12 protein-coding genes are annotated in these 13343 nt (G+C 66.1%); 7 read left to right on the top strand and 5 right to left on the bottom strand.

The annotated features are described in order from the left end of the window. The first annotated feature begins 59 nt into the window (after positions 1–59). The 5 genes from EAO27_RS17015 (at position 60) to EAO27_RS16995 (ending at position 5187) form a co-directional block, all read left to right on the top strand. Positions 60–1556, top strand: coding sequence for a trypsin-like peptidase domain-containing protein (locus EAO27_RS17015; protein ID WP_242772092.1), 1497 nt, complete (start codon positions 60–62; stop codon positions 1554–1556). A gap of 138 nt (positions 1557–1694) precedes the next feature. Then, on the top strand, positions 1695–2060 hold the full coding sequence (locus EAO27_RS17010) for a VOC family protein (RefSeq protein ID WP_242772089.1): 366 nt from the start codon (positions 1695–1697) through the stop codon (positions 2058–2060). Positions 2061–2226: 166 nt separating this feature from the next. Beyond that, positions 2227–3405: a VWA domain-containing protein gene (locus EAO27_RS17005; protein ID WP_242772079.1), complete on the top strand. Its 1179-nt coding sequence runs from the start codon at positions 2227–2229 to the stop codon at positions 3403–3405. Positions 3406–3521: 116 nt separating this feature from the next. Beyond that, positions 3522–4328: a lipid II flippase Amj family protein gene (locus tag EAO27_RS17000; protein WP_242772076.1), complete on the top strand. Its 807-nt coding sequence runs from the start codon at positions 3522–3524 to the stop codon at positions 4326–4328. Further along, positions 4321–5187 carry a DUF817 domain-containing protein gene (locus tag EAO27_RS16995; protein WP_242772071.1) on the top strand — a complete coding sequence of 289 codons (867 nt, stop codon included), beginning with the start codon at positions 4321–4323 and terminating at the stop codon, positions 5185–5187. The genes EAO27_RS17000 and EAO27_RS16995 overlap by 8 nt, the downstream gene beginning before the upstream one ends. Here EAO27_RS16995 and EAO27_RS16990 read toward each other — a convergent pair. From EAO27_RS16990 to EAO27_RS16975, 4 genes are all read right to left on the bottom strand, one after another. Continuing rightward, positions 5178–5585: a DUF559 domain-containing protein gene (locus EAO27_RS16990; RefSeq protein ID WP_242772069.1), complete on the bottom strand. Its 408-nt coding sequence runs from the start codon at positions 5583–5585 to the stop codon at positions 5178–5180. The two genes, EAO27_RS16995 and EAO27_RS16990, sit on opposite strands and share 10 nt — an antisense overlap. A 70-nt stretch (positions 5586–5655) precedes the next feature. Further along, positions 5656–6900, bottom strand: a complete 1245-nt coding sequence (locus EAO27_RS16985) for a Xaa-Pro peptidase family protein (RefSeq protein WP_242780625.1) — start codon at positions 6898–6900, stop codon at positions 5656–5658. A 14-nt stretch (positions 6901–6914) separates the two neighbouring features. Then, on the bottom strand, positions 6915–8120 hold the full coding sequence (locus tag EAO27_RS16980; protein ID WP_242772067.1) for a DUF1343 domain-containing protein: 1206 nt from the start codon (positions 8118–8120) through the stop codon (positions 6915–6917). Further along, entirely contained in the window at positions 8117–9031 is a 915-nt protein-coding gene (locus tag EAO27_RS16975; RefSeq protein WP_242772065.1) for a GIY-YIG nuclease family protein, read from the bottom strand. The genes EAO27_RS16980 and EAO27_RS16975 overlap by 4 nt, the downstream gene beginning before the upstream one ends. A gap of 99 nt (positions 9032–9130) precedes the next feature. On the opposite strand from EAO27_RS16975, the gene tyrS reads away from it, so the two are divergent. Together tyrS and EAO27_RS16965 are read left to right on the top strand one after the other, a co-directional pair. Next, positions 9131–10357: a tyrosine--tRNA ligase gene (gene tyrS, locus EAO27_RS16970; RefSeq protein ID WP_242772063.1), complete on the top strand. Its 1227-nt coding sequence runs from the start codon at positions 9131–9133 to the stop codon at positions 10355–10357. A gap of 75 nt (positions 10358–10432) precedes the next feature. After that, a complete protein-coding gene (locus tag EAO27_RS16965; RefSeq protein WP_242772061.1) occupies positions 10433–10771 on the top strand; it encodes a PilZ domain-containing protein in 339 nt (112 codons plus the stop codon). 117 nt (positions 10772–10888) lie between these two features. Here the strand turns inward: EAO27_RS16965 and recG are convergent, their stop codons facing one another. Then, positions 10889–12952: an ATP-dependent DNA helicase RecG gene (recG, locus tag EAO27_RS16960; protein ID WP_242772058.1), complete on the bottom strand. Its 2064-nt coding sequence runs from the start codon at positions 12950–12952 to the stop codon at positions 10889–10891. Positions 12953–13343: the final 391 nt, after the last annotated feature.

Genomic DNA, 13343 nt, shown 5'->3' with positions numbered 1-13343 from the left:
GCAGACAACCGCCGCCGGGGCATTTTGAGTTTTTCCTGAAGAGAAGAGGAATAGCGATCGTGCGTTATGTTTATGGCATCACTTCGGCGCTGCTGGCCGGTGGCACGGCGCTGGCGCTGGTTACGCAATCACCCGTCGGCGCGCAGGTCGCGCAGAACGAAGGCAGCGAGATCGCCAAGGTCGTGCCCCGCTCGGGCGCGCCCGAAAGCTTCGCCGACCTTGTCGAACAGCTCCAGCCTGCGGTGGTCAACATCTCGACCAAGCAGGAAGTCACGCTCGGCGTCCGGCTCAATCCCTTCGCGGGGACGCGCGAGCCGATCACGCAGGAACAGCAGGGCGGCGGCTCGGGCTTCCTGATCTCGGCCGACGGCTACATCGTCACCAACAATCACGTCATCGCGGGCGGCCCGCGCGGCGAGGAAGTCAACCAGGTCACGGTGACGCTGACCAACCAGAAGGAATATCGCGCCAAGATCGTCGGCCGCGACGTCGCGTCCGACCTCGCGCTGCTGAAGATCGAGGCGACGGGGCTGCCCTTCGTCAAGTTCGCGCAGGGCAGCAACGCCCGGGTCGGCGATTGGGTGGTCGCGATCGGCAATCCGCTCGGGCTCGGCTCGACGGTGACCGCGGGGATCATCTCGGCGGTGCAGCGCAACCTCGGGCAGGGCGGCGCCTATGACCGCTACATCCAGACCGACACCGCGATCAACCGCGGCAATTCGGGCGGGCCGCTGTTCGACCTCCAGGGCAATGTCGTCGGCATCAACAACATGCTGATCTCGCCCGTCGGCGCCAACATCGGGGTCAATTTCGCGATCCCCGCCGACGCCGCGATCCCCGTGATCAACGCGCTGCGCGCGGGCGAGACGGTCCAGCGCGGCTATCTCGGCATCGGCATCGCCCCGGTCGACGAGGATCTCGCGGCGGCGCTCGGCCTGCCCAAGGACCGCGGCGAATTCGTCCAGCGCGTCGAACCCGGCCAGGCCGCCGAAAAGGCGGGGCTGAAGCGCGGCGACGTCGTGACCAAGGTCGACGGCAAGGAAGTCTCGCCGCGCCAGACGCTGTCGTACATCGTCGCCAACACCAAACCGGGGACGCGCATCCCGCTCGAAATCGTCCGCGACGGCAAGGCGATGACGATCAACGCAGTCGTCGGCACGCGGCCGCCCGAAAGCGAGCTGACCGGATCGAACTTCGACCCCGAAGAGGAACAGACCGTTCCCGAGGATCCGAAGGGCGCCGCCGACAAGACGATCCAGGACAGCCTTGGGCTCGCGGTGCAGGTTCTCACCCCCGACATCGCGCGTGCGGTCGGGGTCGATGCCGGGACCAAGGGGCTCGTCGTCGGCGCGGCGTCGGCGAACAGCGACGCGGGTCGCAAGGGCCTGCGCCGCGGCGACGTGATCCTCAGCGCCAACCGCACCCCGGTGACGTCGAGCGAAGCGCTCGCAAAAATCCTCACCGATGCGAAGACGGCGAACCGCGAGGCGGTGCTGCTCGAAATCCTGCGCCGCGGCGGCCCTTCGGCCTTCGTCGCGATCCGGGTCCAGAAATGATCTGACGCCTTGCCCCGCCGGGGGAAGGAAGTCGATCGACAGGCGGGCGCCGCGACCTTCGGGTCCGGCGCCCGTTTTTCTTTGCGCACCCTGTATTGTGTTCCTATTATGTTCCAACCTCGAATCGGGAGAGAGACGATGATCGGATATGTGACCCTCGGAACCAGCGACCTCGGCAGGGCCGCGGCCTTCTACGACGCGATCGCCGCCGAACTGGAAACGCCGCGGATGATGGAATTCGACACCTTCATCGCCTGGGGCAAGCCGGGCGCGGCGGGCATCGGGCTGACCAAGCCCTTCGACGGCAACCCGGCGAGCGTCGGCAACGGCGTGATGGTCGCGCTCGAGGCAAGGGACAAGGATCAGGTCCACCGCCTCTACGACATCGCGCTTGCGCACGGCGGCACGTGCGAAGGCCCTCCGGGACCGCGCGGCGAAGGCTTCTACGCCGGCTATTTCCGCGACCCCGACGGCAACAAGCTCAACGCCTTCGTGATGGGCTAGGCGCCGCGTTCGCGGGACCGCTGGTTTCTCGACGCGGGTATGGACGCCGGCATCGGGAGGGGGAGCTGTCCCATCCAAGGCATGCTCGCCACGCCGCGCCCGCGCGCTGCTTTCCGTTTACGTAAAGTGATTGCGTGCGCCGCGCCGACGCGATAGGCCTTGGCGCATGTTGTTCGGTTTCCTCGAAGAGCTGCGTGCCGCGGGCATCCCCGTGAGCATGAAGGAGCATCTTTTGCTGATGGAGGCGCTCGACCGTGAGGCGATCGACCGCAGCCCCGAACAATTCTATTACCTCAGCCGGGCCATCTATGTGAAGGACGAGGGCCAGCTCGACCGTTTCGACCAGGTGTTCAACAAGGTCTTCAAGGGCCTGCTCACCGATTACGGCCAGAATCCGGTCGATGTCCCTGGCGACTGGCTGAAGGCGGTCGCCGAGAAATTCCTGACGCCCGAGGAAATGGCCGCGATCGAGTCGCTTGGCGACTGGGACAAAATCATGGAGACGCTGAAACAGCGGCTCGAGGAACAGCAGAAGCGCCACGAGGGCGGCAACAAGTGGATCGGCACCGGCGGCACCTCGCCCTTCGGCAATTCGGGCTATAATCCGGAGGGCGTGCGCATCGGCGGCGAAAGCAAGCACAAGCGCGCGCTCAAGGTCTGGGAAAAGCGCGAATTCCAGAATCTCGACAACACCAAGGAACTCGGCACCCGCAACATCAAGATCGCGCTCCGCCGCCTGCGCAAGTTCGCGCGCGAAGGCGCGGCGGACGAGCTCGACATCCCCGGCACGATCGACGGGACGGCGCGGCAGGGCTGGCTCGACATCCGCATGCGTCCCGAGCGGCGCAACGCGGTCAAGCTGCTGTTGTTCCTCGATGTCGGCGGGTCGATGGATCCGTTCATCAAGCTGTGCGAGGAATTGTTCAGCGCCGCGACCACCGAATTCAAGAATCTCGAATTCTTCTATTTCCACAATTGCCCGTACGAAGGGGTGTGGAAGGACAACAAGCGCCGCTGGTCCGAACGCCATCAGATGTGGGATATCCTCCACAAATATGGCCATGACTACAAAGTGATCTTCGTCGGCGACGCGTCGATGAGCGCCTATGAAATCACCCATCCGGGCGGCAGTGTCGAACATTTCAACGAGGAATCGGGCGCGGTCTGGCTCCAGCGCATCACCCATGTCTATCCCGCCGCGGTGTGGCTCAATCCGGTGCCCGAGGCGCATTGGGGCTACACCCAATCGGTGAAGCTGATCAAGCAGCTGATGAACGACCGCATGTACCCGCTGACGCTCGCGGGGCTCGACGACGCGATGCGCGAGCTGACGCGCAAGCATTGAGCCTAATCGTCATTGCGAGGGCCGCAGGCCCGTGGCAATCCAGCGCGGCGTAAACCGCCCTGGGTTGCTTCGCTTCGCTCGCAATGACGAGGCTCCGGGTTTCTGACTGGGCCCCCATGTTCGACCTGCCCCTGCTGACCATCCTGCTGCTCACCGGCTTCATCAATCTGATCGGCGCGCTCGCCTATGCGGCGCGGATCGCGGGGGTGCGGACGCGGCGGATCGCGATGTCCTTTGCGCTGTTCAACATCCTCGTGCTCTTCTCGCGCACCTCGAACAGCTTTTTGGGGCCTTTCCTTGCCAAGCGGATCGAAACGCGCATCCACGACGGCAGCGGCGCGTCGCTCTTCATCGACATGCAGCTCGTGCTCGCCGCGGCGAGCGTCGCGACGCTGGTCGGCATCTTGCTGGTACCGACGGGGCAGCGCATGTTCGCTGCGGCGATCGACTGGTACCAGGACAATCGCTCGACCACCCGGCTGGCGCTCAAGGCGGTCAGTCCGGCCGGACTGCGCACGCTGCGCCAGTCGCTCAAGTTCCCCAGCCTCGCGCACCTCAAGGGCTGGCGCATGCCCAAGGGGATCGGTTGGGGCGTGCTGGTGGCGAACTGCCTCGCGCAGTCGCTCCTCGCGGTGGGCGTCGTCGCGTCGCTCTACGCGGGCTATCTCGCCCCCGAATTTCGCGTCACCGCGTCGCAGCTCTCGGCGCTGATCAACGGTTTCGCGACGATCCTGCTCTTCGCCTTCATCGATCCCCAATTGTCGGTGATGACCGACGACGCGGTCGAGGGGAAGGTCGACGAGGGCGATTTCCGCCGCGCGATCACCTTCATCTCGCTCAGCCGGCTCGCGGGCACGATCCTTGCGCAGGCGCTGCTGCTACCCGCGGCGCTGCTGATCGCCTGGGTCGCCGTGCATGTCTGAGCCCGGGTCGGGCAAACCGCGCGGCCACAGCCGTTTCCACGCCGTTCGCGTGCGGATCGAGGCGATGGCGGTCGAGCCCGGACCGCGCGGCTGGTTCCTCGAATTTCTCGTCTTCGGTTTCAAACAGGGCTGGGCCTGCCTGTTCGGCGGGCTGATGCTCGCGCTGCTGCTCGGCACGCACCTGTTCTGGCCCGACGGCGCGTCGCTCCACCGTTATGACGCGATCACGATCGGCGCGGTGCTGATCCAGTTCGGCATGCTCGCCTTCCGGCTCGAAACGCCGAAGGAAGCACTCGTCATCCTGATCTTCCACATCGTCGGCACGGTGATGGAGCTGTTCAAGACCGCCGCCGGATCGTGGCAATATCCCGAGGCGAGCCTGCTCCACATCGGTGCGGTGCCGCTCTTCTCGGGCTTCATGTACGCCGCGGTCGGCAGCTATATCGCGCGTGTCTGGCGGATTTTCGACTTCCGCTACACGGGCTACCCGCCGGCGTGGACGAGTTACGTCCTTGCCGCCGCCATCTATATCAATTTCTTCGCGCACCACTGGCTGTACGATATCCGCTGGTTCCTGTTCGCCGCGACCGCCCTGCTCTTCTGGCGCTGCCAGGTGTGGTTCCGTCCGCTGCACGTCCACCGCCGCATGCCGCTGCTCGTCGGCTGGGGCCTCGTCGCGCTGTTCATCTGGTTCGCCGAGAATATCGGCACCTTCGCGCGCGCGTGGACCTATCCCAGCCAGGACGACGGCTGGCACATGGTCGGGCTGGAGAAGCTCGGCAGCTGGTATCTGCTGATGATCATTTCGTTCGTGCTGGTGAGCCTGGTTCAGCGGCCGAAGGCGCCGGATCATGCATAGCGTCGCTTTCTGATCCTCCCCTCTCTGGAAGGGAGGGGGCGGGGGTGGGTCCCGCCGAGGCACTCGGCGGCTTCTTCCAGAATCAGCTGCGCGACGCCTTCAGGATTGGCGAACACATCACTGTTCCACATGCGCATGACGTGCCAACCTTCCGCCTTCAGGAATTCTGTCCGCCGCTGGTCATAGGCGCCCTGATCGAGATGCTGGCTGCCGTCGAATTCGATAGCCAATCTGGCTTCCCGGCACGCGAGATCGATGATGTAAGTTCCGACCACCAGTTGGCGTGTAAATGCTGGTCGATAGCGGGAGAGGAGCCGCCAGATCGCTCGCTCCGCTGGCGTCGCTTCATTCCGCAGCCGTCGAGCGCGTTCAGTCATCTCTTTCGAAACACGGCGCATCGCCAATCAGTAGGGCGGCGAGCTTCGCTCGCCAACCCACCCCTAACCCCTCCCTGGAAGGGAGGGGGATTTAGTCGAACGGCTTGTCGATCGACGGCGGCGGTTCGCTGAACCATTTCGGCCCGCTGTCGGTCATGGTGAAGCAGTCCTCGAGCCGGATGCCGAACTCCCCGGGGATATAGATGCCGGGCTCGTTCGAGAAACACATGCCGGGTGCGAGCCTCGTCGTCTCACCGCGTACCAGATTGACCGGTTCGTGCCCGTCGAGCCCGATGCCGTGGCCGGTGCGGTGCGAGGTGCCGGGCAGCTTGTAGCCGGGCCCCCAGCCGAGGCTTTCATAGTAGGTGCGCACTGCGTCATCGACCGCGCCCGCCGGCGTGCCGAGCTTCGCCGCAGCGAAAGCGACGTCCTGTCCTTTGCGCATCTGGTCCCATACCTGTCGCTGCCGCGGGGTCGCCTTGCCGAAGACGAAGCTGCGCGAAATGTCGGATTGATAGCCGTGCACCGTCGCGCCGCAGTCCATCAGTACGACCTCGCCTTCGCGCACCGCCTGCGGCTTGCCGCTGCCATGCGGATAGGCACTCGCCTCGCCGAGCAGGATCAGCTCGAATTCGCTCCGGCCGCCGAGCGCGACGGTCGCGGCGCGCATGATCGCGCCGATGTCGGCGGGCGCCATCCCCGCCTCGATTCGCGGCGCGGTGTGGCGATAGGCGGCAAGCGTGATGTCGGCCGCCAGCTGCATCAGCGCGATTTCCGCGGGCGACTTGTGCATCCGGCACCCGCGCACCACCGGCGCGCCATTGACCACGGTCGCCTCCGGCATCGCCTTTTCGAGCCCGTCGACCGCGAAATAGCGCACCGTCTCCTCGACGCCGATGCGGCCCTTCGCCAGCCCGCGCTTGCCGAGCCAGGCCGCGGCGGCCGCGAGCGGATTCGCGTCCTCGTTCCACGTCAGCACCGCGGCCTCGATGCCGAGGCTCTCGCGCACCGAGGGCTCCTCGAAGAAGGGGGTGACGATCGCGACCTCGCCCTCGCGCGTCAGCACTGCGGCGGTCAGCCGCTCGCTCCGCCACCATTCGACCCCGGTGAAATAGACGAGGCTCGACCCCGGCTCGATCAGCAGCGCGCCGATATCGTTCGCGGCCATCAGCGCTTTTGCCTTGGCGATGCGCGCCATGCGTTCGTCGCGCCCGATCGGGACGGCCTTCGCGGCGAGGTTCGGAAGGCCCGCGGTGTCGGCGGCAAGCACCGGCGCCGGCCATGTCGCGGCCAACCCGCCCAGCGCCGTGATGCCGAGAAATTGCCGTCGCTGCATCATTCGCCCCCTCGTCAATATAGCAGCAGATCGGCGATCTCGTCCCGCCAGCTGCCCTCGTCCGGTCCCGCCAGCGCATCGAGGTCGCCAGCCTCCGCCGCGGCATCGTCGACCCACGAGCGCAGCCCCGGGCCGCCGTTGATCACGTCGATCGCGAGCACGTCGTCGGTGTACTCGTACTTGAAATCCTTGCCGCGCCAGACCGGATAATCGGGATACAGCGAACGGATCGCCTTGAACCCCAGCGCCTGCACGCGCCACGGCCGGAACGCCGTATGGTCGTACCAGCCGCCCTCGGCATGGATGAATACCCCGCTGTTGAGCGTCCCCCGATGCTTGTGAAAGGTCGGCTCGAACCAGATGTCGCGCAGCCGGCAGCCCGCGAGCCATTCGGGCGCGAGCCGGTGCATTTCGGCGATGACCGCGCGCGCATCGATGTTGGGAGCGCCGAACAGTTCGAGCGGGCGCGTCGTGCCGCGCCCCTCGCTCAGGGTCGCGCCCTCGACCATCACCGTCCCCGCATAGGCGCGCGCCATGTTGAGGTTCGCGGCATTGGGGCTGGGGTTGATCCACACGCGCTCTTCCGGCCAGCCGAAGCCCGGCCCCGCGGGCTGCCACCCTGCCATTTCGATCACGCGGTAATCGACGTCGAGCCCGAAGTGACGGATGAACCAGTGCCCCATCTCGCCCAGCGTCAGCCCGTGGCGCATCACCATCGGCCCGGCGCCGACGAAGCTTTCCCAGCCCGCCTGCAGCCGCGTCCCTTCGACCGGACGCCCCGCCGGGTTCGGCCGGTCGAGCACCCACACCGCCTTGCCGTGCGCCGCCGCGGCTTCGAGCACGTAGAGCAGCGTCGTCACATAGGTGTAGATGCGGCAGCCGAGATCCTGGAGGTCGACGAGCATCACGTCGAAGGTGTGCATCGACTGCCCCGACGGCCGTCGCACCTCGCCGTAGAGGCTGAACACCGGCATGCCGTAGACCGGGTCGGTGAAGTCGGGCGACTCCATCATATTGTCCTGGAGGTCGCCGCGCACGCCATGCTGTGGCCCGAACACCGCGGTGACGTCGATCCCCGCGGCGACCAGCGCGTCGAGGCTGTGGACCAGGTCGGCGGTGACCGAGGCGGGATGCGCGAGCAGCGCGACGCGCTGACCCTCGAGCGGTTTGCGCAGTGCGGGGTCGGCGAGCAGGCGGTCGATGCCGAATAGGGTGGTCATGCCGCGGGGGGTGCCCCAAGCGTCAGCGCAAAGCAATCGGGATGATGGAAGTCGGGTTTGCCGGACGGGTGGGCGAGCGCCCAGTAGCTTTTGGTGCCGTCGACCTCTTCGATGACGGCGGAGAGGCCGATCTGCCACGGCTTGCGCGCCGATAGCCGTGTCAGGGGTGACATATCGACAGCAGCCGAAATGATCATTTCGCCGTCCGCCAGTTCTACATCGATCGGAGGAGCGTCGAGCGGCGGCGGCGCGATGGGCTGCCGGTAAGCTTCGAATTCATAGGCGGCCCACGCGCTGGAGGGCGCGAAATTGAATTCGGCATAAGCCGAGCTGGCGACGGGCTTCGCAAAGGCTTCGACACAGGTCGTTTGCCACAGTCCGTCGCTCCGACGGGCATAGGCAACGGGCCCCGGTATCGACAGGCGGTGGAGATCTCCGACGACATGAAAGCGCAGAACGAGCTGACCCCATTCGTTTCGGGCAGCGGATGCGGTGATCCGCCTTACTGCGTCACAAGGTGTTTCGGGGTGGCAAGACAAGGACAGCCCTTCGACAAGCTCAGGGCAAACGGTGGCGGGGGTATGGGACATTGCGGCCTTCTTTTCCGTTCGTCCTGAGCTTGTCGAAGGACCGTTCTTGCTTTTTGCCAACGTCGAAATCTGGTGCCAATCGCCCCTGATCAGTGCCATCTTCTTGATGCGGCTCCAACCCTTGATCCGGCGCTCGGCCTCCAGCGCTTCGTATCGCGTCGGAAACTCCTGACTCCAGACCAGCGTGACGGGCAGGCGATCGGCGGTGAAACCCGGAAACGAGCCGGCCTCATGCTGGCCGATCCGGTGCGGCAGATTGTCGGTATGGCCGATGTAGAACATTCCGCCCCGGCAGTGCAGCATATAGGCCCAGAAACTCATCGGGCGAAGGTGAAGGAAGAACGGTCCTTCGACAAGCTCAGGACGAACGGGTTTGGGTTGTTTCCATCGCTTATGCCGCATGCTAAGCGCCCGCCCGCTATGACCAGTTACAAATCCGATCTCCTGCGCGTGCTCGACGAGCGCGGCTATATCCACCAGACGACCGATGCGGAAGGGCTCGATGCTCTCGCCGCGCAGCAGATCATTCCCGGCTATATCGGCTTCGATGCCACCGCGCCCTCGCTGCACGTCGGCAGCTTGGTCCAGATCATGATGCTGCGCCGCCTGCAGCAGACGGGGCACAAGCCGATCGTGCTGATGGGCGGCGGGACGACGCGGATCGGCGATCCGACGGGCCGCGACGAGAGCCGCAAGATGCTGTCCGACGAGACGATCGCCGCGAACATCGCGTCGATCTTCAGCATCTTCCAGCGCTTCCTGACCTTCGGCGACGGCCCGACCGACGCGGTGATGGTCGACAATCAGGACTGGCTCGGCCAGCTCGGCTACATCCAGCTGCTGCAGGAAGTCGGCACCCACTTCACGATCAACCGCATGATGACCTTCGATTCGGTGCGGTTGCGGCTCGAACGCGAACAGCCGATGACCTTCCTCGAATTCAACTACATGATCCTCCAGGGCTATGATTTCCGCCACCTGTCGCGGTCGATGGGGGTGCGGCTCCAGATGGGCGGATCGGACCAGTGGGGCAACATCGTCAACGGCATGGAGCTTGGCCGTCGCATGGACGGCGCCGACCTGTTCGGGCTGACGACTCCGCTGCTGACCACCGCCGCGGGCACCAAAATGGGCAAAACCGCCGCCGGGGCGGTGTGGCTCAACCCCGAACAACTGTCCCATTTTGACTATTGGCAATTCTGGCGCAACACCGACGACCGCGATGTCGGCAAGTTCCTGCGCCTCTTCACCGACCTGCCGATCGAGGAGATCGCGCGCCTCGAAACGCTCGAGGGCGCCGCGATCAACGACGCCAAGAAAATCCTCGCCGACGCCGCGACCGCGATGTGCCGCGGCGAGGAAGCGGCGCGGACCGCAGCGGAAACGGCGATGCAAACCTTTGAAAAGGGCCAGATCGGCGGTGACCTGCCGCAGGTTGCCGCCCCGGCCGAAGGGCTTCGCATCCTCGACGCGCTGCGCGAGCTCGGTTTCGCGGCGTCGAACAAGGAGGCGCGGCGCAAGCTCGAAGAGGGCGCGGTGAAGGTCGATGGTGCGGTGATCCGCGATCCGCAACACCTGATCCTGCCCGCCGCCGACCCGGTCCCGGTCAGCCTCGGCGCCAAGAAACACGGGCTCGTCATCGGCTGACGGCTTGCCGCATCGTTTACCGTTTTTTAGAAGTATCCGACCGATCCTTCGGGTCTGACCAGCAAGGGTATGAGCATGCGCAAGATCGACACCAGCAAGGCCAATTACGTCGGGCTCGACCAGCGCCTCGCGCCGCGCAGCGACGTCTATTGCCGCCTGCCCTTCATCCTGCCCGACGGCGGACAGGAAATGTGCACCTGCGTCAACATCAGCGCCGACGGCCTGCTGATGCGCTACGAGCGCGCGCTCGAGGTCGGCGATCCGCTGGTGTTCCGCATGCCGATCGTCGGCCGCATCGGCGCCAAGGTGATCTGGTCGCTCGCCGGCAAGACCGGGGTCCAGTTCGAAACGATGATCGCGGTCGAGGATTATCTGCCGATGATCCGCGCCATGGGCGCGCGCGGCGACGCCTAACCGCCAACCTTTATATTCCGTTCGCCCTGAGCTTGTCGAAGGGCTGCTCTTTCTTTCCGCGTTGAAGGAGAGAAGGACGGTGCTTCGACAAGCTCAGCACGAACGGGAGTTGGTGGTTCATCCGCTCCTGAGCAGCGGTACCGCGGCGTCGCGTTCGAACAGATACAGGCAGTGGCGCACGGGTTCGCCGCGGGCGCCTTCCATTCCGCCGTCGCGCTCGACGAACAGCCGGGCGTCGTCGTGCGCGACCGGGAGCAGCCGCACGAGCTGTTCGGCCGACGCCAGCCGGTAATCGGCGTCGCCCGACTGCTTGAGCCCGAGCAGTTCGCCGCCGCCGCGCAGTTCGAGGTCCTTTTCGGCGATCACGAAGCCGTCGTTCGTCTCGCGCATCAGCGCGAGCCGCTCGCGTGCGGTTTCGGACAGGCTCTGCGACCGCAGCAGCAGGCACACCGACTGCGCGGTGCCGCGCCCGACCCGCCCGCGCAGTTGGTGGAGCTGCGCGAGGCCGAAATTCTCGGCATGCTCGATGACCATCAGGCTTGCGGCGGGGACGTCGACCCCGACCTCGATCACCGTGGTCGCGACCAGAACGCCGATCTCGCCTGCCTGAAACCGCGCCATCACCGCATCCTTGTCGGGGCCCTTCATCCGCCCATGGACCAGCCCGACGCGATCCGCGCCGAGCCGTTCGGCGAGCAGCGCGGCGCGCTCCTCGGCGGCGGCGAGTTCGCTCGTCTCGCTCTCGGCGACCAGCGGGCACACCCAATAGGCCTGCGCGCCGCCGGCGAGATGCCGGGCGAGGCCCGCGATCACCTCGTCGAGCCGGTCGATCGACAGCACGCGCGTATCGACCGGGGTTCGCCCCGGCGGCATCTCGTCGATCCGCGACACGTCCATCTCGCCATGGTTGGCGAGTTGCAGCGTGCGCGGGATCGGCGTCGCGGTCATCACCAGCAGGTGCGGCGGCCGCGCGCCCTTGCCCGTCAGCATCAGCCGCTGCGCGACCCCGAAGCGATGCTGTTCGTCGACGACGACCAGCGCCAGATCCTTGTAGGTCACCGCCTCCTGAAAGATCGCGTGCGTGCCGACGAGGATGTCGATGCCGCCGTCGGCGAGCCCCATCAGGGTCGATTCGCGCGCGCGGCCCTTGTCGCGCCCGGTCAGGATGGCGAGGTTCACCGGCAGCCCGCCGAGCATCTTTTGCAGCGTCGCGAAATGCTGGCGCGCAAGGATCTCGGTCGGCGCGAGCAGCGCCGCCTGCGTGCCTGCCTCGACCGCCGCGAGCATCGCACGCAGCGCGACGAGCGTCTTGCCCGACCCGACGTCGCCTTGCAGCATGCGCAGCATCGGGGTCGGCTGAGCCATGTCGCCGGCGATCTCGCGCCCGACGCGCTCCTGCGCGCCGGTCAGCCCGAACGGCAGTTTGAGTGCCCCGGTCAATCGCCCGTCGCCGGCCACGGCGCGTCCGCGCCGGTTGCGCAGCCCCTGACGGATCAGCATCAGCGCGACCTGGCTCGCGAAAATCTCGTCATAGGCGAGCCGGTCATGCGCCGCGGCATCGTGGGGACTGGCGTGGGCGCGGGCCAGCGCTTCGTGCCAGGTCGGCCAGTCGCGCGTTGTCAGCAACGGGCCGTCGATCCATTCGGCAAGGTCGGGGCGCCGTTCGAGCGCGATGGCGACGAGCTGGTTCAGCCGCGCGTTGGTGAGTCCTTCGGTCAGCGGATAGACGGCCTCGCTGGTCGCGATGCCGCCTTCGCCGGGTTCGCCGACATGGTCCGGATGGACGATCTGGCGCATGTCACCATAGGCGTCGAGCCGGCCCGATACCTGCCGCGCTTCGCCGAGCGGAAACAGTTTTTTCGCAAGCCCCGCGGTGCGTCCGAAATAGACGAGGCGGACATGATCGCCCGCGCCGTCGAACGCCTCGACCCCGAACGGCGCGCGCGGGCTGCGTCCCGAACGATAGTCCTGCGCGGTCAGCGTGACGATGATCTGCTGCCCGACCTGTGCCTGATCGAGCCGGTCGACGGGATAGCGCTGCACCAGTCCGGTCGGCAGGTGGAACAGCACGTCGACCACGCGTTCCAGCCCCAGCCGCGTCAGCGGTTTGGCGAGCTGCGGCCCGACGCCCTTGAGGTCGGTGAGCGCGGCAAAGAGCGGGTTGAGGATATCTGGACGCATCGCGATTCGGTCAGGTCCGCCGCCCGAGGCATTTTCGTCGGAAGGTCACAAAGGTCACGCCACGTCCCCCTTCCCTTCGCCCTCTTCGGCGCGCGGCACGACAATGGAACGGCAGAGGGTCGGCAGGCAGGGGATCCGCATCATCGCTCGACGCTATCGCGCCGCGATAATGTAGGACAGCGAAAATTGAGGGCGGTGCCGGTTCCCGGGACGGACAGTGGGTCGATCTGAATTTCGGCTTTGGGGTAGGAAGCGGACTGTCCTCTATGCCCGTTCGTGTCGAGCGAAGTCGAGACACCCGGAAGGCACACGTTCCCGAGGGGTGTCTCGACTTCGCTCGACACGAACGGGATTATCCGACGGAATGTCCGCAATCGGTCGCTTGCTACCA

It is taken from the genome of Sphingopyxis sp. YF1, assembly GCF_022701295.1.
Taxonomy (GTDB): domain Bacteria; phylum Pseudomonadota; class Alphaproteobacteria; order Sphingomonadales; family Sphingomonadaceae; genus Sphingopyxis.
The sequence above is the reverse complement of the archived record's forward strand: the minus strand, read 5'-3'. Positions and strand labels throughout refer to the sequence as shown.

Excerpts from the sequence above, each read along its gene's own strand:
- EAO27_RS17010 (WP_242772089.1), top strand. The coding sequence starts at position 1,695 with ATGATCGGATATGTGACCCTCGGAACCAGCGACCTCGGCAGGGCCGCG.
- EAO27_RS17005 (WP_242772079.1), top strand. The coding sequence starts at position 2,227 with ATGTTGTTCGGTTTCCTCGAAGAGCTGCGTGCCGCGGGCATCCCCGTG.
- EAO27_RS17000 (WP_242772076.1), top strand. The coding sequence starts at position 3,522 with ATGTTCGACCTGCCCCTGCTGACCATCCTGCTGCTCACCGGCTTCATC.
- EAO27_RS16995 (WP_242772071.1), top strand. The coding sequence starts at position 4,321 with ATGTCTGAGCCCGGGTCGGGCAAACCGCGCGGCCACAGCCGTTTCCAC.
- EAO27_RS16990 (WP_242772069.1), bottom strand. The coding sequence starts at position 5,585 with ATGCGCCGTGTTTCGAAAGAGATGACTGAACGCGCTCGACGGCTGCGG.
- EAO27_RS16985 (WP_242780625.1), bottom strand. The coding sequence starts at position 6,900 with ATGCAGCGACGGCAATTTCTCGGCATCACGGCGCTGGGCGGGTTGGCC.
- EAO27_RS16980 (WP_242772067.1), bottom strand. The coding sequence starts at position 8,120 with ATGACCACCCTATTCGGCATCGACCGCCTGCTCGCCGACCCCGCACTG.
- EAO27_RS16975 (WP_242772065.1), bottom strand. The coding sequence starts at position 9,031 with ATGAGTTTCTGGGCCTATATGCTGCACTGCCGGGGCGGAATGTTCTAC.
- tyrS (WP_242772063.1), top strand. The coding sequence starts at position 9,131 with ATGACCAGTTACAAATCCGATCTCCTGCGCGTGCTCGACGAGCGCGGC.
- EAO27_RS16965 (WP_242772061.1), top strand. The coding sequence starts at position 10,433 with ATGCGCAAGATCGACACCAGCAAGGCCAATTACGTCGGGCTCGACCAG.
- recG (WP_242772058.1), bottom strand. The coding sequence starts at position 12,952 with ATGCGTCCAGATATCCTCAACCCGCTCTTTGCCGCGCTCACCGACCTC.